The 24,069-nt window shown below is 45.0% G+C and carries 25 protein-coding genes; 18 read left to right on the top strand and 7 right to left on the bottom strand.

Annotation, left to right across the window (positions count from 1 at the left end):
* The first annotated feature begins 91 nt into the window (after positions 1 to 91).
* Genes yqiS through bfmBB form a run of 7 tightly spaced genes read left to right on the top strand, consistent with a single transcriptional unit; the run spans position 92 to position 7,959 of the window.
* A complete protein-coding gene (yqiS, locus tag MY9_RS12110) occupies positions 92 to 991 on the top strand; it encodes a phosphate butyryltransferase (RefSeq protein ID WP_014664539.1) in 900 nt (299 codons plus the stop codon).
* Between the two features lie 11 nt (positions 992 to 1,002).
* The gene (bcd, locus tag MY9_RS12105) at positions 1,003 to 2,097 is read left to right on the top strand and encodes a branched-chain amino acid dehydrogenase (RefSeq protein ID WP_014664538.1); all 1,095 of its coding nucleotides are present in this window, start codon (positions 1,003 to 1,005) and stop codon (positions 2,095 to 2,097) included.
* 18 nt (positions 2,098 to 2,115) lie between these two features.
* On the top strand, positions 2,116 to 3,207 hold the full coding sequence (buk, locus tag MY9_RS12100) for a butyrate kinase (protein WP_014664537.1): 1,092 nt from the start codon (positions 2,116 to 2,118) through the stop codon (positions 3,205 to 3,207).
* A 20-nt stretch (positions 3,208 to 3,227) separates the two neighbouring features.
* A complete protein-coding gene (lpdA, locus tag MY9_RS21445; RefSeq protein ID WP_014664536.1) occupies positions 3,228 to 4,652 on the top strand; it encodes a dihydrolipoyl dehydrogenase in 1,425 nt (474 codons plus the stop codon).
* A 21-nt stretch (positions 4,653 to 4,673) separates the two neighbouring features.
* Positions 4,674 to 5,666 (top strand): 3-methyl-2-oxobutanoate dehydrogenase subunit alpha, encoded by a 993-nt coding sequence (gene bfmBAA / locus MY9_RS21440; RefSeq protein ID WP_014664535.1) that lies wholly within the window; start codon positions 4,674 to 4,676, stop codon positions 5,664 to 5,666.
* 13 nt (positions 5,667 to 5,679) lie between these two features.
* Positions 5,680 to 6,663 (top strand): 3-methyl-2-oxobutanoate dehydrogenase subunit beta, encoded by a 984-nt coding sequence (bfmBAB, locus tag MY9_RS12085; RefSeq protein ID WP_041521371.1) that lies wholly within the window; start codon positions 5,680 to 5,682, stop codon positions 6,661 to 6,663.
* Between the two features lie 21 nt (positions 6,664 to 6,684).
* A complete protein-coding gene (gene bfmBB, locus MY9_RS12080; protein WP_014664534.1) occupies positions 6,685 to 7,959 on the top strand; it encodes a branched-chain alpha-keto dehydrogenase complex dihydrolipoyllysine-residue (2-methylpropanoyl)transferase in 1,275 nt (424 codons plus the stop codon).
* A gap of 59 nt (positions 7,960 to 8,018) precedes the next feature.
* On the opposite strand, the gene bmrR is transcribed toward bfmBB, so the two are convergent.
* From bmrR to MY9_RS12065, 3 genes are all read right to left on the bottom strand, one after another.
* Positions 8,019 to 8,855: a multidrug efflux transcriptional regulator BmrR gene (bmrR, locus tag MY9_RS12075; protein WP_014664533.1), complete on the bottom strand. Its 837-nt coding sequence runs from the start codon at positions 8,853 to 8,855 to the stop codon at positions 8,019 to 8,021.
* Positions 8,856 to 8,927: 72 nt separating this feature from the next.
* Positions 8,928 to 10,097 carry a multidrug efflux MFS transporter Bmr gene (gene bmr, locus MY9_RS12070; protein ID WP_014664532.1) on the bottom strand — a complete coding sequence of 390 codons (1,170 nt, stop codon included), beginning with the start codon at positions 10,095 to 10,097 and terminating at the stop codon, positions 8,928 to 8,930.
* A 100-nt stretch (positions 10,098 to 10,197) separates the two neighbouring features.
* Positions 10,198 to 11,091: a diacylglycerol kinase family lipid kinase gene (locus MY9_RS12065; RefSeq protein ID WP_014664531.1), complete on the bottom strand. Its 894-nt coding sequence runs from the start codon at positions 11,089 to 11,091 to the stop codon at positions 10,198 to 10,200.
* A 160-nt stretch (positions 11,092 to 11,251) separates the two neighbouring features.
* Between MY9_RS12065 and brxB the strand changes: the two genes are divergently transcribed.
* The 6 genes from brxB (at position 11,252) to MY9_RS12035 (ending at position 15,803) form a co-directional block, all read left to right on the top strand.
* Complete coding sequence (brxB, locus tag MY9_RS12060; protein ID WP_014664530.1) at positions 11,252 to 11,689, top strand: bacilliredoxin BrxB; 438 nt, start codon at positions 11,252 to 11,254, stop codon at positions 11,687 to 11,689.
* A gap of 267 nt (positions 11,690 to 11,956) precedes the next feature.
* A complete protein-coding gene (gene artP / locus MY9_RS12055; RefSeq protein WP_014664529.1) occupies positions 11,957 to 12,724 on the top strand; it encodes an arginine ABC transporter substrate-binding protein ArtP in 768 nt (255 codons plus the stop codon).
* A gap of 80 nt (positions 12,725 to 12,804) precedes the next feature.
* Positions 12,805 to 13,464 (top strand): arginine ABC transporter permease ArtQ, encoded by a 660-nt coding sequence (gene artQ / locus MY9_RS12050; protein ID WP_014664528.1) that lies wholly within the window; start codon positions 12,805 to 12,807, stop codon positions 13,462 to 13,464.
* On the top strand, positions 13,457 to 14,179 hold the full coding sequence (gene artR, locus MY9_RS12045; protein ID WP_014664527.1) for an arginine ABC transporter ATP-binding protein ArtR: 723 nt from the start codon (positions 13,457 to 13,459) through the stop codon (positions 14,177 to 14,179). The genes artQ and artR overlap by 8 nt, the downstream gene beginning before the upstream one ends.
* 73 nt (positions 14,180 to 14,252) lie before the next feature.
* Positions 14,253 to 15,221 (top strand): aromatic acid exporter family protein, encoded by a 969-nt coding sequence (locus tag MY9_RS12040; RefSeq protein ID WP_014664526.1) that lies wholly within the window; start codon positions 14,253 to 14,255, stop codon positions 15,219 to 15,221.
* Positions 15,222 to 15,272: 51 nt separating this feature from the next.
* Positions 15,273 to 15,803, top strand: coding sequence for a L,D-transpeptidase (locus MY9_RS12035; protein WP_014664525.1), 531 nt, complete (start codon positions 15,273 to 15,275; stop codon positions 15,801 to 15,803).
* A 21-nt stretch (positions 15,804 to 15,824) separates the two neighbouring features.
* Here the strand turns inward: MY9_RS12035 and prli42 are convergent, their stop codons facing one another.
* Positions 15,825 to 15,917: a stressosome-associated protein Prli42 gene (gene prli42, locus MY9_RS21740; protein WP_041521370.1), complete on the bottom strand. Its 93-nt coding sequence runs from the start codon at positions 15,915 to 15,917 to the stop codon at positions 15,825 to 15,827.
* An 89-nt stretch (positions 15,918 to 16,006) separates the two neighbouring features.
* On the opposite strand from prli42, the gene mce reads away from it, so the two are divergent.
* From mce to MY9_RS12015, 3 genes are read left to right on the top strand one after another with little or no spacing between them, the layout of a single operon-like run.
* Positions 16,007 to 16,429 (top strand): methylmalonyl-CoA epimerase, encoded by a 423-nt coding sequence (mce, locus tag MY9_RS12025; RefSeq protein WP_014664524.1) that lies wholly within the window; start codon positions 16,007 to 16,009, stop codon positions 16,427 to 16,429.
* Positions 16,422 to 17,945: an acyl-CoA carboxylase subunit beta gene (locus tag MY9_RS12020; protein ID WP_081483679.1), complete on the top strand. Its 1,524-nt coding sequence runs from the start codon at positions 16,422 to 16,424 to the stop codon at positions 17,943 to 17,945. Before mce ends, MY9_RS12020 begins: the two co-directional genes overlap by 8 nt.
* A 17-nt stretch (positions 17,946 to 17,962) precedes the next feature.
* Complete coding sequence (locus MY9_RS12015; RefSeq protein ID WP_003230352.1) at positions 17,963 to 19,078, top strand: tripeptidase T; 1,116 nt, start codon at positions 17,963 to 17,965, stop codon at positions 19,076 to 19,078.
* Between the two features lie 40 nt (positions 19,079 to 19,118).
* Here MY9_RS12015 and MY9_RS12010 read toward each other — a convergent pair whose 3' ends face one another.
* The 3 genes from MY9_RS12010 to mifM form a co-directional block, all read right to left on the bottom strand.
* Positions 19,119 to 19,847, bottom strand: a complete 729-nt coding sequence (locus MY9_RS12010; protein ID WP_014664522.1) for a YqjF family protein — start codon at positions 19,845 to 19,847, stop codon at positions 19,119 to 19,121.
* 184 nt (positions 19,848 to 20,031) lie between these two features.
* A complete protein-coding gene (locus tag MY9_RS12005; RefSeq protein WP_014664521.1) occupies positions 20,032 to 20,859 on the bottom strand; it encodes a membrane protein insertase YidC in 828 nt (275 codons plus the stop codon).
* 30 nt (positions 20,860 to 20,889) lie between these two features.
* Complete coding sequence (mifM, locus tag MY9_RS12000; protein ID WP_072182058.1) at positions 20,890 to 21,177, bottom strand: membrane protein insertion/folding monitor MifM; 288 nt, start codon at positions 21,175 to 21,177, stop codon at positions 20,890 to 20,892.
* A gap of 72 nt (positions 21,178 to 21,249) precedes the next feature.
* Here mifM and MY9_RS11995 point away from each other — a divergent pair, with 72 nt between their 5' ends.
* Both MY9_RS11995 and gndA read left to right on the top strand, forming a co-directional pair.
* On the top strand, positions 21,250 to 22,494 hold the full coding sequence (locus tag MY9_RS11995) for a DNA polymerase IV (RefSeq protein ID WP_014664519.1): 1,245 nt from the start codon (positions 21,250 to 21,252) through the stop codon (positions 22,492 to 22,494).
* Between the two features lie 109 nt (positions 22,495 to 22,603).
* Positions 22,604 to 24,013: an NADP-dependent phosphogluconate dehydrogenase gene (gene gndA, locus MY9_RS11990; RefSeq protein ID WP_014664518.1), complete on the top strand. Its 1,410-nt coding sequence runs from the start codon at positions 22,604 to 22,606 to the stop codon at positions 24,011 to 24,013.
* Positions 24,014 to 24,069: the final 56 nt, after the last annotated feature.

The raw sequence follows: 24,069 nt of genomic DNA, 5'->3' as shown, positions 1-24,069 counted from the left end.
TGTCAATATACCTGGTATGACAGCACCCTTAGGAGCTGGCACGGAACTTGCATAATAAAAGGCGGAGTCGAAACAAGAAAGGTGGTAGCAGATGAAGCTGAAAGATTTAATCGGCAAAGCGTCGATGCACAAAAACAAGACCATTGCGGTTGCTCATGCTGAGGATGAGGAAGTGATCCGGGCTGTAAAGCTGGCTGCCGAGCACCTATCCGCCCGTTTTTTGTTAACGGGCGACAGCAAAAAACTGAACGAGCTGACATCATCCATGCAAGGTCATCAAGTGGAAATCGTCCATGCCGATACACCTGAGGAGTCGGCGAAATTAGCGGTTCGTGCTGTACATCATAAAACAGCGGACGTTTTAATGAAAGGAAATGTGCCGACTTCTGTTTTGCTTAAAGCGGTATTAAACAGACAGGAGGGGCTTCGGTCATCAAGTGTCCTTTCCCACGTGGCTGTCTTTGATATACCGGATTTTGACAGGCTGATGTTTGTGACAGATTCGGCAATGAATATCGCTCCCTCGCTGGAAGAGCTTCGGCAGATTTTGCAAAATGCCGTTCATGTGGCCCATGCAGTAGGGAACAATATGCCAAAAGCAGCTGCTCTGGCAGCGGTCGAAACGGTGAACCCAAAAATGGAAGCGACCGTGAATGCAGCAGCTCTAGCTCAAATGTTCAAAAGAGGCCAGATCAAAGGCTGTATTGTTGATGGACCGCTTGCTTTGGATAACGCAGTTTCACAAATTGCCGCGGCTCAGAAAAAAATTTCGGGAGACGTAGCGGGCAACGCAGATATCCTTCTCGTCCCAACAATTGAGACCGGCAATATTTTATATAAATCACTGATTTATTTTGCCAAAGCCAGCGTGGCGGCTGTCATTACAGGAGCCAAAGCGCCGATTGCCTTAACAAGCAGAGCGGACTCTGCCGAAAATAAACTGTATTCCATTGCGTTGGCAATATGCGCATCCGAAGAATACACACATTAGGAGGAACGAACATGGAACTTTTTAAATATATGGAGAAATATGATTACGAACAATTGGTATTCTGCCAAGATGAACAATCAGGCTTAAAAGCGATTATCGCGATTCATGATACAACACTCGGTCCAGCACTTGGCGGAACGAGAATGTGGACATATGAAAATGAAGAAGCTGCAATTGAAGACGCGCTCAGACTGGCAAGAGGCATGACCTATAAGAACGCGGCGGCAGGCTTAAACCTGGGCGGCGGCAAAACAGTCATTATCGGCGATCCTCGCAAAGACAAAAATGAGGAAATGTTCCGCGCGTTTGGCCGCTATATTCAAGGGCTGAACGGCAGATACATCACAGCTGAAGACGTGGGTACAACGGTGGAGGATATGGATATCATTCATGATGAGACAGACTATGTCACAGGGATTTCTCCTGCGTTCGGCTCTTCCGGAAATCCTTCCCCAGTCACAGCGTACGGGGTGTACAGAGGAATGAAGGCAGCAGCTAAAGCTGCTTTCGGAACCGACTCTCTTGAAGGGAAAACCATTGCTGTACAGGGTGTTGGGAACGTAGCCTATAATCTTTGCCGCCACTTGCATGAAGAAGGGGCAAACTTAATCGTTACGGATATCAACAAACAATCTGTACAGCGTGCAGTTGAAGATTTTGGCGCCCGTGCAGTTGATCCGGATGATATTTATTCACAAGACTGCGATATTTACGCGCCGTGTGCCCTTGGTGCGACTATTAACGACGACACGATTAAACAGCTGAAGGCGAAGGTGATCGCAGGTGCGGCCAACAACCAATTAAAAGAAACACGCCATGGTGATCAAATTCACGAAATGGGCATCGTTTATGCACCGGATTACGTGATTAACGCGGGCGGTGTCATTAACGTCGCAGATGAGCTTTACGGTTATAATGCTGAACGCGCACTGAAAAAAGTAGAAGGCATTTACAGCAATATCGAGCGTGTACTCGAGATTTCTCAGCGTGACGGCATTCCGGCATATTTAGCGGCTGACCGCTTGGCAGAGGAACGGATTGAACGCATGCGCCGCTCAAGAAGCCAGTTTTTGCAAAACGGCCACAGTGTATTAAGCAGACGTTAAGAAATTGATCTGGAGGTTATGAAAGTGCTACATGACGAAAAACGCATTCTCACAATTAATCCAGGCTCAACTTCAACGAAAATCGGTGTTTTTCATAACGAACGAAGCATTTTTGAAAAAACATTGAGACACAACATAGAAGAGCTGCAGCGATTTGACCAAATTATTGATCAATATGAATTTCGCAAAAACCATATTCTCGAAACGCTTCATGAACAGGGAATCAATATCTCAAAGTTTGATGCAGTCTGCGCAAGAGGCGGCCTTCTCCGGCCGATTGAAGGCGGGACTTACGTAGTGAACGATGACATGATTGAGGACTTGAAAAGCGGCTACGCCGGCCAGCATGCTTCTAATCTCGGCGGCATTATCGCGCGGGAAATTGCTGACGGCCTGAATATCCCTTCGTATATCGTCGACCCTGTTGTCGTAGACGAAATGTCAGTGCTCGCAAAAGTTTCAGGCATGCCTGAAATTGAAAGGAAAAGCATTTTTCACGCGTTAAACCAAAAAGCTGTCGCCCGTAAAGCGGCAGCCTCTCTTGGCAAACGATATGAGAACATGAAAATGATTATTACCCATATGGGCGGAGGTATTACAATTGGCGTCCATGACCGCGGGCGCGTCGTGGATGTCAATAACGGCCTTCATGGAGAGGGGCCGTTCAGTCCTGAACGTGCAGGAACAGTGCCTGCGGGGGATCTTGTTGATCTATGTTTTTCAGGAGAATATACAAAAGAAGAAATCATGAAAAAACTGGTGGGCACCGGCGGGCTTTTAGGCTATCTCGGTACAAATGATGCAGTAAAAGTGGAACAAATGATTCAGGGGGGCGATGAAAAAGCCCGCTTCATTTATGATGCCATGGCATATCAGATAGCAAAGGAAATCGGAGCAGCCAGCGCGGTTTTAAAAGGTGAAGTTGAAGCAATTGTGCTGACGGGGGGCCTTGCGTATGGCAAAGGCTTTGTTTCTACTATCAGATCATACATAGATTGGATTTCAGACGTTTTAGTCTATCCGGGTGAAAATGAACTGCAGTCTCTTGCCCAAGGGGCGCTCAGAGTATTGCAGGGCGAAGAGCAATCCAAACAATATCGTATTGAATAGACAGACAGGAGTGAGTCACCATGGCAACTGAGTATGACGTAGTCATTCTGGGCGGCGGTACCGGCGGTTATGTTGCGGCCATCAGAGCCGCTCAGCTCGGCTTAAAAACAGCCGTTGTTGAAAAGGAAAAACTCGGAGGAACATGTCTGCATAAAGGCTGTATCCCGAGTAAAGCGCTTCTTAGAAGCGCAGAGGTATACCGGACAGCGCGTGATGCCGACCAGTTCGGAGTAGAGACGGCTGGCGTGTCCCTCAACTTTGAAAAAGTGCAGCAGCGTAAGCAAGCCGTTGTTGATAAGCTTGCAGCGGGTGTAAACCATTTAATGAAAAAAGGAAAAATTGACGTGTACACTGGATACGGACGTATCCTTGGACCATCAATCTTCTCTCCGCTGCCGGGAACAATTTCTGTTGAACGGGGAAATGGCGAAGAAAATGACATGCTGATCCCCAAACAAGTGATCATTGCAACAGGATCAAGACCGAGAATGCTTCCGGGCCTTGAAGCGGACGGTAAGTCTGTACTGACTTCAGATGAGGCGCTCCAAATGGAGGAGCTGCCAAAATCAATCATTATCGTCGGCGGAGGTGTTATCGGTATCGAATGGGCGTCTATGCTTCATGATTTTGGCGTGAAGGTAACAGTTATCGAATACGCGGATCGCATATTGCCGACTGAAGATCTAGAGATTTCAAAAGAAATGGAAAGTCTTCTTAAGAAAAAAGGCATCCAGTTCATAACAGGGGCAAAGGTGCTGCCTGACACAATGACAAAAACATCAGATGATATCAGTATACAAGCGGAAATAGACGGAGAAACCGCCACCTACTCTGCTGAAAAAATGCTTGTTTCCATCGGCAGACAAGCAAATATCGAAGGCATCGGCCTAGAGAACACCGATATTATCACTGAAAATGGCGTGATTTCAGTCAATGAAAGCTGCCAAACGAAGGAGTCTCATATTTATGCAATCGGAGACGTAATCGGTGGCATGCAGTTAGCTCACGTTGCTTCACATGAGGGAATCATTGCTGTTGAGCATTTTGCAGGCCTCAATCCGCATCCGCTTGATCCGACGCTGGTACCGAAGTGCATCTACTCAAGCCCTGAAGCTGCCAGTGTCGGCTTAACAGAAGATGAAGCGAAGGCGAACGGGCATAATGTCAAAATCGGTAAGTTCCCATTTATGGCGATTGGAAAAGCGCTTGTATACGGTGAAAGCGACGGTTTTGTCAAAATCGTGGCGGATCGAGATACCGATGATATTCTCGGCGTTCATATGATCGGCCCGCATGTCACTGACATGATTTCTGAAGCGGGTCTTGCCAAAGTGCTGGACGCTACGCCGTGGGAGGTCGGGCAAACGATTCACCCGCATCCGACACTTTCTGAAGCAATTGGAGAAGCAGCGCTTGCCGTAGATGGCAAAGCCATTCATTTTTAAAAGCATAAAGGAGGGGCTTGAATGAGTAAAAACCGACATCAAGCACTAGGGCTGACTGATAAGGAAGCCGTTGATATGTATAGAACCATGCTGTTAGCAAGAAAAATCGATGAAAGAATGTGGCTGTTAAACCGTTCTGGCAAAATCCCATTCGTAATCTCTTGTCAAGGACAGGAAGCAGCACAGGTAGGAGCGGCTTTCGCACTTGACCGTGAAATGGATTATGTATTGCCGTACTACAGAGACATGGGTGTCGTGCTCGCGTTTGGCATGACAGCAAAGGACTTAATGATGTCCGGATTTGCAAAAGCGGCGGATCCGAACTCGGGAGGCCGCCAGATGCCGGGACATTTCGGACAAAAGGAAAACCGTATTGTGACGGGATCATCTCCAGTTACAACGCAAGTGCCGCACGCAGTCGGCATTGCGCTTGCGGGACGGATGGAGAAAAAGGATATCGCAGCCTTTGTTACATTTGGCGAAGGCTCTTCAAACCAAGGCGATTTCCATGAAGGGGCAAACTTTGCCGCTGTTCATAAGCTGCCTGTGATTTTCATGTGTGAAAACAATAAATACGCAATCTCAGTGCCTTACGATAAGCAAGTCGCATGCGAGAACATTTCTGACCGTGCCGTAGGCTATGGGATGCCTGGCGTCACTGTGAATGGAAATGATCCGCTGGAAGTTTATCAAGCGGTTAAAGAAGCACGCGAACGGGCACGCAGAGGAGAAGGTCCGACATTAATTGAAACGATTTCTTACCGCCTTACACCGCATTCCAGTGATGACGATGACAGCAGCTACAGAGGCCGTGAAGAAGTAGAGGAAGCGAAAAAAAGTGATCCCCTGCTTACTTATCAAACTTACTTAAAGGAAACTGGCCTGCTGTCCGATGAGACAGAACAAACCATGCTGGATGAAATTATGGCAATCGTTAATGAAGCGACGGATGAAGCGGAGAACGCCCCTTATGCAGCTCCTGAGTCAGCGCTTGATTATGTGTATGCGAAGTAGGGAGGAAGAACAAATGTCAGTAATGTCATATATTGATGCAATCAATTTGGCAATGAAAGAAGAAATGGAACGAGATCCCCGAGTCTTCGTCCTTGGGGAAGATGTAGGAAGAAAAGGCGGAGTGTTTAAAGCGACAGCCGGTCTCTATGAACAATTCGGGGAAGAGCGCGTGATGGATACACCGCTTGCTGAATCTGCGATCGCAGGAGTTGGTATTGGAGCGGCAATGTACGGAATGAGACCGATTGCTGAAATGCAGTTTGCCGATTTTATTATGCCGGCGGTCAACCAAATTATTTCTGAAGCGGCTAAAATCCGCTACCGCAGCAACAATGACTGGAGCTGTCCGATTGTCGTCAGAGCGCCATACGGCGGAGGTGTGCACGGTGCCCTTTATCATTCTCAATCAGTCGAAGCGATTTTCGCCAATCAGCCCGGACTGAAAATTGTCATGCCTTCAACACCATATGACGCCAAGGGCCTTTTAAAAGCCGCAGTTCGTGACGAAGACCCAGTGCTGTTTTTTGAGCACAAACGGGCGTATCGCCTGATAAAGGGAGAGGTTCCAGCAGATGATTATGTCCTGCCAATCGGAAAGGCGGACGTAAAACGGGAAGGCGACGATATCACAGTGATCACATATGGCCTGTGTGTCCACTTCGCCTTACAGGCTGCAGAACGTCTCGAAAAAGATGGCATTTCAGCACATGTGGTAGATTTAAGAACGGTTTACCCGCTTGATAAAGAAGCCATCATCGAAGCTGCGTCCAAAACTGGAAAGGTTCTTTTGGTCACAGAAGATACAAAAGAAGGCAGCATCATGAGCGAAGTAGCCGCAATTATATCCGAGCATTGTCTGTTCGACTTAGACGCGCCGATCAAACGGCTTGCAGGTCCTGATATTCCGGCTATGCCTTATGCGCCGACAATGGAAAAATACTTTATGGTCAACCCTGATAAAGTGGAAGCGGCGATGAGAGAATTAGCGGAGTTTTAAAGACGTAAGGAGGATACAATCATGGCAATTGAACAAATGACGATGCCGCAGCTTGGAGAAAGCGTAACAGAAGGGACGATCAGCAAATGGCTTGTCGCCCCCGGTGATAAAGTGAACAAATACGATCCGATCGCGGAAGTCATGACAGATAAGGTAAATGCAGAGGTTCCGTCTTCTTTTACTGGAACGATAACAGAGCTTGTGGGAGAAGAAGGCCAGACCCTGCAAGTCGGAGAAGTGATTTGCAAAGTTGAAACAGAAGGCGCGAATCCGATCGAACAAAAACAAGAACAGCCAGAAGCGCCAGAATCCGCTGGGACGCCTGCTGCAAATAGTGCCGAAGCAACCGATCAGCCCAATAAGAAGCGTTACTCGCCAGCTGTACTCCGTTTAGCCGGTGAACACGGCATTGACCTTGATCAAGTGACGGGAACAGGTGCCGGCGGGCGCATCACACGAAAAGATATTCAGCGCTTAATTGAAACAGGCGGCGTGCAAGAACGGAAGGCTGAGGAGCCGAACACAGCAGCTCCTGCACCGAAGTCTGCACCAAAACCTGAGCCAAAAGAAGAGACTTCATATCCTGCGTCTGCAGCAGGTGATATAGAAATCCCTGTCACAGGCGTAAGAAAAGCAATTGCTTCCAATATGAAGCGCAGCAAAACAGAAATTCCGCATGCTTGGACGATGATGGAAGTCGACGTCACAAATATGGTTGCATATCGCAACAGTATAAAAGATTCCTTTAAGAAGACAGAAGGCTTTAATTTAACGTTCTTCGCCTTTTTTGTCAAAGCAGTCGCTCAGGCGTTAAAAGAATTCCCGCAAATGAATAGCATGTGGGCGGGGGACAAAATTATTCAGAAAAAGGATATCAATATTTCAATTGCAGTTGCCACAGAGGATTCTTTATTTGTTCCGGTGATTAAAAACGCTGATGAAAAAACAATTAAAGGCATTGCGAAAGACATTACCGGTCTTGCCAAAAAAGTAAGGGATGGAAAGCTCACAGCAGATGACATGCAGGGAGGCACGTTTACCGTCAATAACACAGGTTCGTTCGGCTCTGTTCAGTCGATGGGCATCATCAACTATCCTCAGGCTGCGATTCTTCAAGTAGAATCCATCGTCAAACGCCCGGTTGTCATGGAGAATGGCATGATTGCTGTCAGAGACATGGTTAATCTGTGTCTGTCCTTAGACCACAGAGTGCTTGACGGTCTCGTGTGCGGACGATTCCTGGGACGAGTGAAACAAATTTTAGAATCTATTGACGAAAAGACATCTGTTTACTAAATAAGCAAAAAGAGCATTTTTGAAGTTTTGTTTCAAAAATGCTCTTTTTCTATGCAGTATTATTCTGCGATTCGTATTTTCATTTCGACCCGATATTCTTCTTGTTTTTTCGGGGAGTAATGAACCGGTATAATTAACTCGTATACATCACTGACAACTGTTAATTGGCGGTCTGCGATATACTTGATAAGCTTCTGTAAGTTGAGAAAATAATGTTCAGGCGAAAAATTGTACGCGATACACACATATCTTCCTTTAGGAATCGTTGTGATTTCCATATCCGGCGTAATGGCTGAAATTTGTTTATTCGTCAGTACAGGCGTGAAAATATGACGGTAAGTCATTTCATCAATGCTGGTGTAGGGCTGAAAAGAAAAAGTGGCGCCGTAGCTATTGTTCGTAAATCCATCTGCTGATTCGATAAATTTTTTTAATTTGCTGTAGGAGGCGTTGAGCACGTTTTCAGGCCCGATTCCTTCTGCCTCTGTCTGAATAATCCGTATTTCTTCTTCATCTAAAACAAACACCTCACCGAGCGCGGGATATTCCATCTGCCGTTTCATCCGTTTTTTCACCAACGAAATCGTTTGCTCCAGTGCTGATAAAAAGTCTAATTTCTCCCTGATTTGCCGCTCCTGCTCTGTATAAAAAGCAAACAGTTCTTCCATCTCTAAGTCCTGTGCTTTTTTCATTTCTTCTAGAGGGGTGCCGATATATTTCAATGATTTGATCAAATCCAGATGAATGAGCTGAGAATCTGTATAATAGCGGTAGCTGGTATCCGGGTCGACGTAGGCGGGTTTAAATAAATCAATTTTATCGTAATAACGGAGCGCTTTAATCGACACGTTTGCCAGTTTTGAAACTTCTCCAATTGAGTAATACGATTCCTTCATGCCATCACTCCTTTTATCACCAGTATAAAGAAGAAGCGTACTCTTTGCAGTACACAAAGAATACGCTTTTGATCATGTGCTGGCTTTAAGGTGTGCAGGCGCTTTCCAAGCAATCGTCAGTGCAATGCCTATAGCTAAGGTAACCGTTGCAAAGTAGAAAGGATAGTTTACATCAAGATCGAACAGCATTCCGCCGATAATAGGCCCGAATACATTGCCGATACTTGTAAACATTGAATTCATACCGCCGGCAAATCCTTGTTCGTTTCCCGCAATCTTTGACAGGTAAGTCGTTACCGCAGGCCTCATGAGATCAAATCCGACAAAAACGGTGACTGTAACCAGCAGAATCGCAATATATGAATTTACGGTTGTCAGCAAGAATACCAGACTCGTTGAGAGAATTAAGCTGTACCGAATGAAATGAATTTCGCCAAACCATCTTGTGAAGCGGTCGAATAAGACGACTTGCGTAATAGCGCCCACAATCGCTCCTCCTGTAATCATAATGGCAATGTCGCTGGCCGTAAATCCGAATTTATGATCCACATATAATGCAAATAAAGATTCAAATGATGCTAGACCAAAAGATGAAATCAAAATAATGAGAAAAGCAATGAAGTACATGGGTGCAAAAATTCGCTTGAAGCCTGTCTTTTGCCCTTTTATTTCCTGATTTTCAGGGTTCCGTTCCGGCTCGCGCAGCGTGAGCATTGATAAAATGGCTGCTAACAGTGCAAAAGCGGCCGCAAAGAAAAAAGGCAGCCGGGAGTGGACTTCTGCTAAAAATCCCCCGATGCCGGGACCAATAATAAATCCTGTTGAAATAGCGGCTGACATATAACCGAGCGCTTTCGGCCGTGTTTTAATGGTCGTGATATCTGCGATAAAAGCCGTGACCCCAGGCATAATGAAGGCAGCGCTGATACCGCCTAGCATACGGGAGATAAATAACATCTCAACTGTTTTTCCAATGCCAAATAAAAACTCCGACACACTAAAGAAAAACAGGCCGATCACGATCATAATCTTGCGTCCGAAGCGATCAACCCAGCGCCCGGCTATGGGTGAAACAATGAGCTGCGTAATAGCGAAGCAGGCAACCATATAGCCGACCGCGGTCCCTGATAAATGCAATTCATTCATAATGGTCGGCGTTACAGGAATCACAAGCCCGATCCCCAAAAAAGCAATAAATAAATTGGTTAATAATATCGTTAAGGTAATATTTTTCTTCTCCATATGACTTCCCCTTTTTCAAGTGTGTATCCCTTATACTGTAAGACCTCCTCCTAGGGGAGAGTCAACGGATTTGCAAAATCTTTCTAAGCCCTTAAGACAGTTAATCATTTGCGGGAACAAGCATGTCGATATGCTGCGGCAGGACCTGAATGACTGCGGGTGTATGTGTATAAACTTCTCCATCCATATCCGCCTTTTTGGCAGTGTCTGTTTCAATCTCGATTCGAGAGGCCTGGACATAGGACAGCTCTCCGGTAAAACGATCAATTGTGCCCTGTTCCATGCTCATCAGCTCCCGCAACGCGGTGAGGTTGGTGTTGCGGCAAATGAGGACATCGAGTAAGCCGTCTTCAATACTGGCATCGGGTAGAGGAATTCGATTTGTTCCAATGTATTGGCCGTTCATCACAAGCAGCATAACGGCTTCTTCTTTAATTTCTTCTCCATCAATTTTTAATCTCATCGGAAACGATGCAGCGGATGAGACGGTTCGCAATGCACTTGTAAAATAGCTGATTTTCCCCAATAATGCTTTTTCTGTTTCGTTGATTTGATTCGACGTTTCTGCAATTAAGCCGATCCCCCAGAAATTTAAAAAATAACGGTCGTTCATCTGACATACGTCTACGCTGGTTTTTTTTCCTGACATAAGTGCTTCCGCGGCCTTTGCAAGATTTTGAGGGATGCCAAGCACTCTTGAAAAGTCATTGCACGTGCCGCCGGGCAAAATTCCGACCGCGGGTTTTCTTTCTAGAGCGCTGATAGCATTTATGCATTGATGGATCGTGCCGTCGCCGCCGAGAATGAAGACGGTGTCGACAGAATCATCAATGGATTGGCAAAAATGATACGCATCATCCTTTTTCTTTGTCTGCTTAATAATCACCTCATCTAAATGGTGAGATAAAACCGGCACGACAGCACCAAGTGCTTTTTCTATATTTTTGTTGCCGGCATTTCCGTTATGAATCAGTAATGCTTTCCGTTGGCTCATATACAACTGCTCCTTTATTTTACTTCTGGTTATATAATCCCCTTTTTCTGTAAGCAGTAAACGAAAAGCAAAAAAAGTGCACGGCGAAGCAAAGTCATTTGCCGATTTGGACGTTTCCTTGCTATCATAAGAACAGATGATGAAAAAGGAGAGGTCTTCATTGAACATGGACTTTAATTTATTTATGAATGATATTGTACGCCAAGCGAGACAAGAAATAACAGCTGCCGGATACACCGAGCTGAAAACTGCCGAAGAGGTAGACGCGGCACTTACGAAAAAAGGCACGACGCTCGTCATGGTAAACTCTGTTTGCGGATGCGCCGGAGGAATTGCAAGACCGGCAGCATACCACTCCGTTCACTATGATAAAAGACCTGATCAGCTCGTGACCGTTTTTGCCGGACAGGACAAAGAAGCGACAGCGCGTGCCCGCGACTATTTTGAAGGATATCCGCCATCTTCTCCGTCCTTTGCGATTTTGAAAGACGGAAAGATCATGAAAATGGTAGAGCGCCATGAAATTGAAGGCCATGAGCCGATGGCCGTAGTGGCAAAGCTGCAGGGAGCCTTTGAAGAATATTGTGAAGAAGTATAAGACAAAAAACCCGGATACTCAAAGTTTCCCGGGTTTTTTTGTGCATAAAATTCCAAGGGTATATGAATAAATATTAACGAATTATTCAATCGGATTGTACAGTGATTTTATTTTTATCTAGTAATATCAAAAGAGATCACTGGAAAGATAAGCTTGAAGATAATTTTTAAAAATAGTATTGCATAAAAATAAGAAACTGTTTAAAATACAAATTAACGAATAAATATTCAGATACACCAAAAGTAATGAATATGGGGGAAATGGATCATGAAAAAAATACTCTTATTACTTGTAGCTGCCTGCATCACCTTTGCATTAACTGCATGCGGTTCAAGCAATTCAGGTTCAGAAAGCGGAAAGAAAAAAATAATTATGGGTACTTCGGCGGATTACAAACCGTTTGAATATAAAGAAGGCGATGATATTGTCGGCTTTGATGTGGAGTTGGCAAAAGCACTGGCGAAGAAGGCTGGCTATGAAATTGAAGTGCAGGATATGGACTTCAACAGCTTAATTACAGCGCTTAAATCAAAACAAGTTGATCTCGTTCTGTCAGGAATGACACCGACGCCTGATCGTAAAAAACAAGTTGATTTTTCTGAGGTGTACTACACAGCGAACCATATGATTGTCAGCAAAAAAGACAGCGGCATTCAATCTTTGAAAGACCTGAAAGGAAAAACGGTTGGCGTTCAGCTTGGCTCTATTCAGGAAGAGAAGGGGAAAGAGCTTTCTCCGGAATATGGTTTTAAAACAGAAGACCGCAACAGAATTTCTGATTTGGTGCAGGAAATCAAATCTGACCGCTTCGATGCCGCGATTATTGAAGACATTGTTGCAGAAGGGTATTTCAAATCAAATGATGACCTGCAAGGCTTCGTGATTCCTGATGCGAAAGCGGAAGAGGCCGGTTCAGCAATTGCTTTCAGAAAGGACAGTGAACTGACAGACAAATTCAATAAAGCGCTCAAGGAAATGAAAGATAACGGAGAGCTTGAGAAATTGAAGAAAAAATGGTTCACTGACGAGAAGTAAAAAAAGCGGCTCAACTTTTTCGTTGAGCCTTTTTATTGAATAGGAAATCTTTTTTCCTGTAAGAAAAGGAGACAAAGGCTATGAATTTGGATTTTTCAGCAACGATCCCCCAAATTCCTTTTATATTAGAAGGCTTGGCAATTACATTAAAAATTGTTGTTGTATCTGCTATTATCGGACTTATACTCGGTATTGTGCTAAGCTTATGCAAGATCAGCACATTCCGCCCGCTGATCTGGATCGCTGATTTTTATACATCAGTGTTCCGAGGCACACCTTTAGTGCTGCAGCTTATGATTGTCTATTTTGGACTTCCTCAGCTGCTCGGATTTCAAATTGACCAGTTTTGGGCTGCGGTTGTCGCATTGTCTTTGAATTCCGCCGCTTATGTATCGGAAATTATCAGAGCCGGAATCAACGCCATTGATAAAGGGCAAAAAGAAGCGGCTGTCGCACTGGGTGTCCCGTACGGCAAAATGATGAAGGATCTGCTTTTGCCGCAGGCCTTCAAAAATATATCCCCTGCAATTGTGAATGAATTAATTACGTTAACAAAAGAATCGGCGATCGTCACCGTCATCGGGCTTGGTGATGTCATGAGACGCGCATATCAAGCTGGCGCCGCTACTTACAATTACCTTGAGCCGCTCATTATCGCGGGATTGATTTATTACGTGCTTGTCTTGATTTTAACGTTTATCGGCAAGGCTGTAGAAAGGAAGCTGAAATCCAATGATTAAGGTTGAAAAGCTGTCAAAATCATTTGGGAAACACGAAGTATTAAAAAATATTTCAACAACAATCGCTGATGGCGAGGTTGTTGCCGTGATCGGTCCTTCAGGCTCAGGCAAATCAACGTTCCTACGCTGTTTAAACCTGCTGGAAAAGCCAAACGGCGGAACCATTACAATAAAAGATACAGAGATTACGAAGCCGAAAACCAACACATTAAAGGTTCGGGAAAACATCGGGATGGTTTTTCAGCATTTTCATCTCTTTCCGCACAAAACGGTTCTCGAAAATATCATGTACGCGCCTGTCAATGTAAAAAAAGAATCAAAACAGGCTGCACAAGAGAAAGCTGAGGACCTGCTCCGCAAAGTCGGTTTGTTTGAAAAGCGAAATGACTATCCAAACCGCTTGTCTGGCGGACAAAAACAGCGTGTCGCGATTGCCAGGGCTCTTGCGATGAATCCGGACATCATGCTGTTTGACGAGCCGACCTCCGCCCTTGATCCGGAGATGGTCAAAGAAGTGCTGCAGGTGATGAAAGAGCTAGTCGAAACAGGCATGACCATGGTGATTGTCACACATGAAATGGGCTTCGCAAAAGAAGTGGCAGACCGCGTGCTGTTTATGGATCAAGGAACGATTGTCGAGGACGGCAATCCGAAGGAATTTTTTCTTTCGCCAAAATCCAAAAGAGCGCAGGACTTTTTAGAGAAAATATTATAGAATATAGAAAAAAAGAAGAAGGCTGATCGCTTCTTCTTTTTTATTGAAGAAACAAATAGAAATGGAGTCCGACATGTTTAAAATTGGTTACCGCACAATAAAGACCGCGCTAGGAACAGCTTTGGCTATTTATATAAGCCAGCTATTGCATTTGCAAAACTTCGCATCAGCAGGAATCATCACCATTTTGTGCATTCAAATCACACAAAAACGGTCGCTTCAGGCGTCATGGGCCCGCTTTGCGGCATGCTGTCTGGCAATTGTTTTTTCTTATCTCTTTTTCGAGCTCATTGGCTACCACCCGTTTGTGATCGGAGCGCTTCTTCTGATATTCATTCCGATAACGGTTCTGTTAAAAATTAACGAAGGTATCGTCACCAGTTCTGTTATTATCCTTCATTTATACATGTCCGGCGGCATTACGCCTGCTTTCATCTGGAATGAAGTTCAGCTGATTACAGTCGGCATCGGCGTCGCTCTATTGATGAACTTGTATATGCCAAGTCTTGACAGGAAGCTGATTGCTTACCGCAAAAAGATAGAGGATAACTTTGCTGTCATTTTCGCAGAAATAGAACGGTATTTGTTAACTGGTGAGCAAGATTGGTCAGGAAAAGAAATTCCGGAAACGCACCAGCTCATTACGGAGGCCAAAAACCTGGCATATCGAGATGTGCAAAACCACATTTTGCGTTACGAAAATCTGCATTATCATTATTTTAAAATGAGAGAAAAGCAATTTGAAATTATCGAACGCCTTCTCCCTAAAGTGACATCGATCTCCATCACTGTAGATCAGGGAAAAATGATCGCTGAATTCATTCACGATTTGCGGGAGGCGATACACCCTGGGAACACGGCGTATAAATTTCTGAAAAGACTTGCTGACATGAGAAAAGAATTTGAGGAGATGCCGCTTCCGGCGACTAGAGAGGAATTTGAAGCGAGAGCCGCTCTCTTCCATCTTCTCGGCGAAATGGAACAATATTTAGTGATTAAAAGTTATTTTAAAGGAATAAAAGCGCAAAAATCACTCGGATGATTCGCATGAGCTCTTCCTTCATTGGTCAACCTAATGAAAAAGGAGGAGCTTATGCGTTTTTTCTTATGTTCGATTTTAATGATGATTTCACCGATTTGGCCGCTCGGCGAAAATCCGCTGCCGGGTGATCCGTATGTTATTGTCAACAAGCGAACAAATGAACTTGCTGTTATCCTCGACAACAAAGTAGAAGGCGTGTACAGTGTGGCCACTGGAAAAACAGATGATTTGACGCCTGAAGGAGAGTTTTCGGTAACGGTAAAAGCGGAAAATCCTTACTACAGAAAGAAAAATATTGAAGGAGGATCTCCTGACAACCCGCTTGGGGCAAGATGGATCGGATTTGACGCGAAAGGAACGGACGGGCGGATTTATGGAATTCATGGGACAAACCGAGAGGAATCAGTAGGGAAATTTGTGTCAAACGGCTGTATACGTATGCATAACGATGAGGTCGTTCATTTGTTTCAAACGATACCAGTAGGAACGAGAGTGCTGATCACAGACGACAATCGCTCTTTTGAGGAGATTGCCATCGAGCATAAAGCTCTGATAAAAAAGCAGGATGTTCCCATTGAATAAGGCTGCCCTGCTTTTTTATCGTTATAAAAACATGATGATTCCTGAGAGTACAGTTGAAAGAATAAAAACTCCCAAAATCACGATCAAAACGCTTTTCATCAGTTTTTGAGACATGATTTTCACTCCTTACACAATCTGTCTATATTTTAGCGTGTTTTGAATGGACGGACAAGCGATATCTATTAGCGAAAGCAGGGATGCAAATGAACAGGCTTGACCATATCGGGATAGCCGTTTTTTCGATAAAAGATGCAAGACGCTTTTATGAAAATGTATTGGGGCTTGCATTTCTTCATCAAGAAACGGTTGAAGAGCAAAAGGTGAAAGTTGCTTTTTTTCAAGCGGGGAGCGTCAAACTTGAGCTGATAGAACCGTCGACAGCTGACAGCCCCATCCGTTTATTTTTGGAGAAGAAAGGGCAGGGGCTGCATCATATTGCATTTTTGTGCAACAGCCTATCTGAACAGCTCAAAGCATTGTCTGACCAGCAAGTTCAATTGATTGACAGGTATCCAAGACAGGGAGCGAACGGGAAAAAGATCGCGTTTATTTCCCCTCGAGAAACAAATGGTGTTCTTGTAGAGCTTTGTGAACCGAAAGGAGACCAACACAATGAACATGAATGAGCACATTGATCATTTATACACGAAACGCAGACAGGCAGAAGAGGGCGGTGGACTGGAAAAGCAGGCTCAGCAGCGGAAAAAGGGAAAGCTCACCGCCCGGGAAAGGATCATATTTCTACTTGACCAGAACAGCTTTATCGAATTACACCCCTTCATGGAAAGTCAAGTGTTAACAAGAGAACAGCGCATGTTAGGGGATGGGGTCGTGACAGGGTATGGCACAATTGACGGACGCTCAGTTTATGTATTTGCGCAAGACTTCACTGTGTTTGGCGGTGCGCTTGGCGAAACCCATGCCAGGAAAATTTGCGCTTTGATGGACCTGGCAGCAAAAAATAAGGCGCCGATTATCGGGCTGAATGACTCAGGTGGTGCGAGAATTCAAGAGGGTGTGGTATCATTAGATGGATACGGTCACATATTTTACCGAAACGTCTTATATTCCGGAGTCATTCCGCAAATATCGGTTATTTTAGGGCCGTGCGCTGGAGGCGCTGTATATTCTCCGGCACTCACAGATTTTATATTTATGGCTGAACAGACCGGCCGGATGTTTATTACCGGCCCGAAGGTGATTGAAAAAGTGACAGGGGAACAGGTCGATGCGGAGAGCTTAGGCGGAGCGGGGATACATAATGCCGTCAGCGGAAACGCTCACTTTTCCGGACATACGGAGAAGGAGGTTCTGACAGGGGTGAAAAAACTGCTGTCTTATTTGCCGCTGAATGGCCGGACAACAGAGCCGAGACCAGAGAAAGAGGCCTCCAGACCGTTATTAAACCGTCTCGTGCCTGCTGACACGACAAAGCCGTATGATGTTCGGACGGTGATTAAGGAGCTGGCCGATCCACAGTCTTTTTTTGAGATTCAGCCATTTTTTGCGAAAAACATTGTCATCGGATTTGCAAGGCTGGGTGAAAAAGCAATCGGCATTGTTGCGAGCCAGCCAAAGCATCTGGCGGGAAGCCTGACGATTGACGCTGCTGATAAAGCAGCAAGGTTCATCCGTTTTTGTGACGCATTTGATATCCCGCTGTTGACTGTTGAGGATGTCCCGGGATTTCTCCCCGGTATTCAGCAGGAGCACAACGGAATCATCAGACACGGAGCAAAATTATTGTTTGCTTATGCAGAAGCGACTGTCCCAAAAATCACGCTCATTATCAGAAAAGCATATGGCGGCGCCTATGTGGCCATGAACAGCAAAGCAATTGGAGCGGACCTTGTATTTGCATGGCCGAATGCTGAAATTGCGGTGATGGGTCCAGAAGGTGCGGCATCGATTTTGTATGAAAAGGAAATCAAAGCTTCAGCTGACCCGCAAAAGGCGAAACGCCAAAAAACAGCTGAATACAAAAAGCAAAACGCCGGCCCATACAAAGCGGCCGCTTGTGGAATGGTCGATGACATTATTTTGCCGGAAGAATCAAGGGGAAGACTGATTCAAGCTTTTCATATGCTTGCACATAAGACAGAAGAGAGACCGAAAAAAAAGCACGGTAACATACCGCTTTAATATGGAGGGACTTACAAATGGTGAATGAAAAACGCCTGCTGGAAGAGTTTTTAGAGCTTGTCCAAATTGATTCAGAAACAAAACACGAAGCAGAAATCTGCAAAGTGCTGAAACGAAAATTTTCTGATTTAGGTGTGGACGTTAAAGAAGACGATACAATGGATATCACTGGCCACGGAGCCGGTAATCTGATTTGCACATTAAAAGGGACAAAGCAAACAGATACGATCTACTTTACATCTCATATGGACACAGTTGTACCCGGTAACGGTGTAAAACCAGTTGTAGAGAACGGTTACGTCAAAACAGACGGCACGACGATTTTAGGTGCTGATGATAAAGCGGGACTGGCTGCAATGTTTGAAGCGATTAAGGTGCTGAAAGAAGAAAACATTGAGCACGGAACGATTGAATTCATCATCACAGTTGGTGAGGAATCTGGCCTGATCGGAGCGAAGGCGCTTGACCGTTCTATGATTACAGCATCCTACGGCTATGCCCTTGACTCAGACGGGAAAGTCGGAAATATCATTGTGGCTGCGCCGACACAGGCAAAGGTAAGAGCGGCAATTTTCGGGAAAACCGCGCACGCCGGGGTTGAACCTGAAAAAGGCATTTCTGCGATTACAATCGCTAGCAAAGCCATTTCAAAAATGCCATTGGGCCGTATTGATGAAGAAACAACAGCAAATATCGGCCGGTTTGAAGGCGGCACGCAAACAAACATTGTGTGCGACGAAGTCCATATTCTTGCTGAAGCACGCTCTTTAGTTCCTGAGAAAATGGAAGCTCAGGTTCAAAAAATGAAAGCTGCTTTTGAAGAGGCTGCTGCTGATATGGGCGGACGCGCAGAAGTCGAAATTGAAGTCATGTATCCTGGCTTCAAATATCAAGATGGCGACCAAGTTGTTGAAATCGCGAAAAAAGCGGCTGCTAAAATCGGACGTCCAAGCGAGCTGCAAACAAGCGGCGGTGGAAGCGACGCGAACGTAATCGCAGGTCATGGCATCCCGACGGTCAACCTTGCTGTCGGTTATGAGCAAATTCATACAAAGAATGAAAAAATGCCGATCGAAGAACTCGTCAAAACGGCAGAAATGGTTGTTGCCATTATTGAAGAGGCGGCAAAATAAAAAAAGAAAACCCGAATGCGATTTCCCGCATCGGGTTTTTTTAGCTCCATTTTCTAAGCGGCCAAAATAACACGTCCTGTTTTTTAGCGTAATGAAGCAAGGGGTCTGCCTCTGGCAACGTAATGCCGTGAGCATCTGTCACCGTATTGACTGAAATTTCCGCCTCAGCGTTTTGCAGCAGCCATGGGTGATGGTGGATGTCTTCGTAATAGAGTTTATTTCGGTAGGCAGTGTAGAGTCTATACCGTTCCGTCAGCCAATAATCGAGTGAATCCTTTTCCGCTGTAAAAGGAGCTGAAACGGGCCGGTATGCGGCGCGGAATACTGCTTCTCTGCCGTCTCTCCGCTTGCTGACATAGTCAATGCCATCAACGTTTTTGTCAGCTTTCATATCAGCGTGAACATAAGGCAAATGAAAGAACGTGCGAGCGCCCAAAACCGCCAGCCGATGATCGGCATCTAAGCTGAAAAAATAAATGCCGGGCTTGCCTTTATATGTGACATAGGTGCGGAGGTTAAGCTCAGGAAATGCACGCGCACCGGGAATGGGAGGAAGGTAACGCGCCCTTAGGTTCGTGAGCATAAAGGGAAGCATGCTGATCCAAGCTTGCCCGTTGTATGTATCTAATTCTAATACGGACGGTACCAAAGCGCGAAGGATAGAAACATCAACAGGCCAGTGGGCAAATAAGACATCATTCCAGGTTTGTCTCATGATCCAAATTCCTTCAGGTACAGAAATGTTTTTTTGCTGAAAACGTTCCGCCAACGTATATGCTCCTTTCGTTTGGAGGTGAGTAAAGGTATTCCCGATTTCCTTCTTTTTAAACGAGACCGCTGTTTTTTTAGGATGGCCATCTCTGCTTCAGCCATAACAAAAGAGGCTGCCTGCGCGGTGAATACTTCGCAAGCAACAAAAAAACAACCCCGGCTTGTCGCGCGGGGTTGCTTCATTATTTCACCGGCTCAGTAAGAGCGGCAGTTTTTTTATTTTTATGGTGCGTCATCTGAAGGACGACGTTTTGGACTGTCAAGAATAGCCCGCTTGTGAACCAGTACAACGGCAGCGCTGCCGGGACATTAAGCGAGAAAATCGTCATCATCACTGGGAAGATGAACACCATCAATTTTGCGGATTGCTGCGCCGCAGGGTTTTGCGGGACAGCGGAATATTTCGCGCTCAGTTTTTGGGCGACATAGGCCTGGATAAAGTACATAGCTCCCGCACTAAGAGACACGAGAATATCTGATTGTCCTAAACTGAACCATAAAAACGAGTGTGACGCAATTTCAGGTGTGGAGCGAATCGCGTAATAAAATCCAATCACAATAGGAAACTGAATCAGCATTGGGAGGCATCCCATGGCAAGCGGATTGATGTTGTTCTCTTGATACAGCTTCATCATTTCCATTTGCAGCTCTTTTTGCTTTTCCGGGTCCTTCGTCTTTTTCAGTTTGGCCTGAATGCTGTCAACCTGAGGTTTAATAACCGCCATTTTTTCTTGAAACATACGCTGTTTTTTGAACTGATTGACAAACAAGGGCAGTACAACCAAACGCACAATAATGGTTACGAGAATAATAGAGAGTCCGTATTCTCCATGAAACAGCCCGGCAACCCCCTTAAGCAGCGCGGAAAACGGTTCGATTAAATAATCGTGGAAAAACCCTACGTTGCTGAGACCTCCCACCTGATTCGTCGCCGCGAAGGCAGCATTGCCCGAGCATAATACGATCAAAAAGATACCCATAGCCATAAGTTTTTGATATGTTTTTAGCAATTTTGTTCTCCTCCTTTTTATAAATGCGGTTTATAAAAGAAGAGAACTGGCGTCTTCATCATCGTTCACAGGCGAATTCATGCGGAAGACTTTACGTATCCAAGTTGTAATGCGATGATATATAATAATAAGAAAGTCTGTTCGGTTAATGTGAAAGACTGTCTGATGTTCATCTGTTCGTTTGGATTTCCAATGCTCGCCGGCACGGCACTCTCGTAAGAGGAATGCAATCCCGATTGCCGTCAGAGCAGGAAGAATAATTGTGAAAAAATCGACTAAGAATAAAACGTCATTTATCGATTCCACAAACATTGTCATCACATCCATTCAATAGCTTCATTTTACTATATGTACAAGCTGTTGTCTAATGAACGAAAAGGAGATTTGTTTATGCCGGGAAAGAGCCGAATTATTTTCCATATTGATATGAATAGCTTTTATGCATCGGTTGAAATGGCATATGATCCGGCTCTCCGGGGAAAGCCGGTCGCAGTTGCCGGAAACGTAAAGGAGCGAAAGGGCATTGTGGTGACATGCAGCTACGAAGCAAGGGCGCGCGGCGTCAAAACAACAATGCCGGTTTGGCAAGCGAAGCGCCATTGTCCAGAGCTCATCGTTCTTCCGCCGAATTTTGACCGCTATAGAAACTCTTCCAGAGCCATGTTTACTATTCTCCGTGAATATACTGACCTGGTGGAGCCTGTCTCCATTGATGAGGGCTATATGGACATGACCGATACACCATACAGCAGCCGAGCGCTGGAGACGGCAAAAGAAATCCAAAGCAGATTGCAAAAAGAGCTGCTGCTTCCGTCAAGCATAGGAATCGCGCCGAATAAATTTCTCGCTAAGATGGCGTCTGATATGAAAAAGCCGCTTGGAATTACGATTTTAAGAAAGAGGCAAGTGCCCGACATCCTTTGGCCGCTTCCTGTTGGAGAGATGCACGGAGTTGGCAATAAGACAGCGGAAAAACTGAAAGGACTCGGCATTCATACAATCGGAGAGCTAGCTGCAGCTGATGAACACTCGCTGAAGCGCCTGCTTGGCATCAACGGTCCGCGCCTTAAAAATAAAGCAAACGGCATTCACCATGCGCCGGTTGACCCGGAGCGCATTTACGAATTTAAAAGCGTCGGCAACTCATCGACACTTTCACATGACTCCAGTGATGAAGAGGAGCTGTTAGGCGTTTTCAGAAAACTTGCCGCTTCCGTGAGTGACCGTTTACAGCGCAAGGAAGTCATGGCTTCAAAGCTATTTATTATGATTAGATATGCGGATTGGAAAACCATTACGAGAAGCATCACGCTGAGAAATCCGATTGATCAAAAAAATGAAATCTTGAAAGAAGCAGAGCACCTCTTTTTTAAGCACTGGAATAAAAATCCTGTCAGGCTGCTTGGCATTACCGGAACCGATTTGGTAGAAAAAGAGCAGGCCTATAAGCAGCTCGATTTGTTCAGCTTTAATGAGGATGCGAGGGATGAGCCCATTCAGCAGATAATGGAAAAGCTGAATGAAAAGTACGGATCTAAACTGATCAGAAAAGGTGCAAGGTTAAAAAAAGAGGAGAGCAAAACGAAGGGAACAAGCTTTAATAAAGATTTTTTTCAGGATGAAAAGAAAAGCTGAATCGCTTGAAAAAAAGGGTGAAAGTATGGTAATTTCTTTATTATAAATATCATTTTATTTTAATTTAAATTTTAAAATGATTAAACGTTTGCAGAAGGGACGTTAGAATATGTCAAAACAACAAATCGGCGTTATCGGACTTGCGGTTATGGGTAAAAATCTGGCTTTAAATATCGAAAGCCGGGGATTTTCTGTTTCTGTTTACAACAGATCTAGCAGTAAGACTGAGGAGTTTTTGCAAGAGGCAAAAGGAAAAAATGTTGTTGGCACATACAGCATTGAAGAATTTGTCCAATCCTTGGAAACACCGCGCAAAATCTTATTAATGGTTAAAGCGGGAACTGCAACAGATGCGACAATTCAATCTCTTCTTCCTCATCTAGAGAAGGATGATATTTTAATTGACGGCGGAAATACATATTATAAAGATACACAGCGCCGTAACAAAGAACTCGCTGAAAGCGGAATTCATTTTATCGGAACAGGCGTTTCCGGCGGAGAAGAAGGGGCGCTTAAAGGGCCTTCTATCATGCCTGGCGGACAAAAAGAAGCACATGAGCTTGTGAAACCGATTCTTGAAGCCATTTCTGCAAAAGTTGACGGAGAACCTTGTACGACATATATCGGTCCAGATGGTGCCGGCCATTATGTAAAAATGGTGCACAACGGTATTGAATACGGAGATATGCAGCTGATTTCTGAATCTTACTTCATTCTGAAACAGGTGCTGGGCCTTTCAGCTGATGAGCTTCATGAAGTTTTCGCTGAATGGAATAAAGGAGAGCTTGACAGCTACCTGATTGAGATTACAGCTGACATCTTCACGAAAAAAGACGAAGAGACAGGCAAACCGCTTGTTGATGTGATTCTCGATAAAGCAGGGCAAAAAGGAACAGGAAAATGGACAAGCCAAAGCGCACTTGACTTAGGTGTTCCGCTTCCGATTATTACTGAATCTGTATTCGCGCGTTTTATCTCAGCTATGAAGGAAGAGCGTGTGAAAGCGAGCGGACTTCTTTCAGGACCGGAAGTGAAGCCTGTTACGGAAAATAAAGAAGAGCTGATTGAAGCGGTCAGAAAAGCGTTGTTCATGAGTAAAATCTGCTCATACGCGCAAGGATTTGCCCAAATGAAAGCTGCTTCTGAAGAATATAACTGGGATCTGAAATATGGTGAAATCGCTATGATCTTCCGTGGCGGCTGCATCATTCGTGCAGCGTTCCTTCAGAAAATCAAAGAAGCTTACGATCGCGAGCCTGAGCTTGACAACCTGCTTCTTGACAGCTACTTCAAGAATATTGCAGAAAGCTACCAAGGAGCGCTTCGCCAGGTGATTTCACTTGCAGTTGCTCAAGGTGTGCCGGTGCCATCATTCTCAAGCGCATTAGCTTATTATGACAGCTACCGTACAGCCGTACTGCCTGCAAACTTAATCCAAGCACAGCGTGACTACTTTGGCGCTCATACGTATGAGCGTACTGATAAAGAAGGTATTTTCCATACTGAATGGATGAAGTAATCAATAGAACCCCCCGAACCTCAAGAGCTTCGGGGGGTTTTGTTATTAAAGAGAGT

Source organism: Bacillus sp. JS (assembly GCF_000259365.1).
GTDB lineage: Bacteria > Bacillota > Bacilli > Bacillales > Bacillaceae > Bacillus > Bacillus stercoris.
The sequence above is the reverse complement of the archived record's forward strand: the minus strand, read 5'-3'. Positions and strand labels throughout refer to the sequence as shown.

Coding starts and splice junctions, on each gene's coding strand:
- yqiS (WP_014664539.1), top strand. CDS start 92: ATGAAGCTGAAAGATTTAATCGGCAAAGCGTCGATGCACAAAAACAAG.
- bcd (WP_014664538.1), top strand. CDS start 1,003: ATGGAACTTTTTAAATATATGGAGAAATATGATTACGAACAATTGGTA.
- buk (WP_014664537.1), top strand. CDS start 2,116: ATGAAAGTGCTACATGACGAAAAACGCATTCTCACAATTAATCCAGGC.
- lpdA (WP_014664536.1), top strand. CDS start 3,228: ATGGCAACTGAGTATGACGTAGTCATTCTGGGCGGCGGTACCGGCGGT.
- bfmBAA (WP_014664535.1), top strand. CDS start 4,674: ATGAGTAAAAACCGACATCAAGCACTAGGGCTGACTGATAAGGAAGCC.
- bfmBAB (WP_041521371.1), top strand. CDS start 5,680: ATGTCAGTAATGTCATATATTGATGCAATCAATTTGGCAATGAAAGAA.
- bfmBB (WP_014664534.1), top strand. CDS start 6,685: ATGGCAATTGAACAAATGACGATGCCGCAGCTTGGAGAAAGCGTAACA.
- bmrR (WP_014664533.1), bottom strand. CDS start 8,855: ATGAAGGAATCGTATTACTCAATTGGAGAAGTTTCAAAACTGGCAAAC.
- bmr (WP_014664532.1), bottom strand. CDS start 10,097: ATGGAGAAGAAAAATATTACCTTAACGATATTATTAACCAATTTATTT.
- MY9_RS12065 (WP_014664531.1), bottom strand. CDS start 11,091: ATGAGCCAACGGAAAGCATTACTGATTCATAACGGAAATGCCGGCAAC.
- artP (WP_014664529.1), top strand. CDS start 11,957: ATGAAAAAAATACTCTTATTACTTGTAGCTGCCTGCATCACCTTTGCA.
- artQ (WP_014664528.1), top strand. CDS start 12,805: ATGAATTTGGATTTTTCAGCAACGATCCCCCAAATTCCTTTTATATTA.
- artR (WP_014664527.1), top strand. CDS start 13,457: ATGATTAAGGTTGAAAAGCTGTCAAAATCATTTGGGAAACACGAAGTA.
- MY9_RS12040 (WP_014664526.1), top strand. CDS start 14,253: ATGTTTAAAATTGGTTACCGCACAATAAAGACCGCGCTAGGAACAGCT.
- MY9_RS12035 (WP_014664525.1), top strand. CDS start 15,273: ATGCGTTTTTTCTTATGTTCGATTTTAATGATGATTTCACCGATTTGG.
- prli42 (WP_041521370.1), bottom strand. CDS start 15,917: ATGTCTCAAAAACTGATGAAAAGCGTTTTGATCGTGATTTTGGGAGTT.
- mce (WP_014664524.1), top strand. CDS start 16,007: ATGAACAGGCTTGACCATATCGGGATAGCCGTTTTTTCGATAAAAGAT.
- MY9_RS12020 (WP_081483679.1), top strand. CDS start 16,422: ATGAATGAGCACATTGATCATTTATACACGAAACGCAGACAGGCAGAA.
- MY9_RS12015 (WP_003230352.1), top strand. CDS start 17,963: ATGGTGAATGAAAAACGCCTGCTGGAAGAGTTTTTAGAGCTTGTCCAA.
- mifM (WP_072182058.1), bottom strand. CDS start 21,177: ATGACAATGTTTGTGGAATCGATAAATGACGTTTTATTCTTAGTCGAT.
- MY9_RS11995 (WP_014664519.1), top strand. CDS start 21,250: ATGCCGGGAAAGAGCCGAATTATTTTCCATATTGATATGAATAGCTTT.
- gndA (WP_014664518.1), top strand. CDS start 22,604: ATGTCAAAACAACAAATCGGCGTTATCGGACTTGCGGTTATGGGTAAA.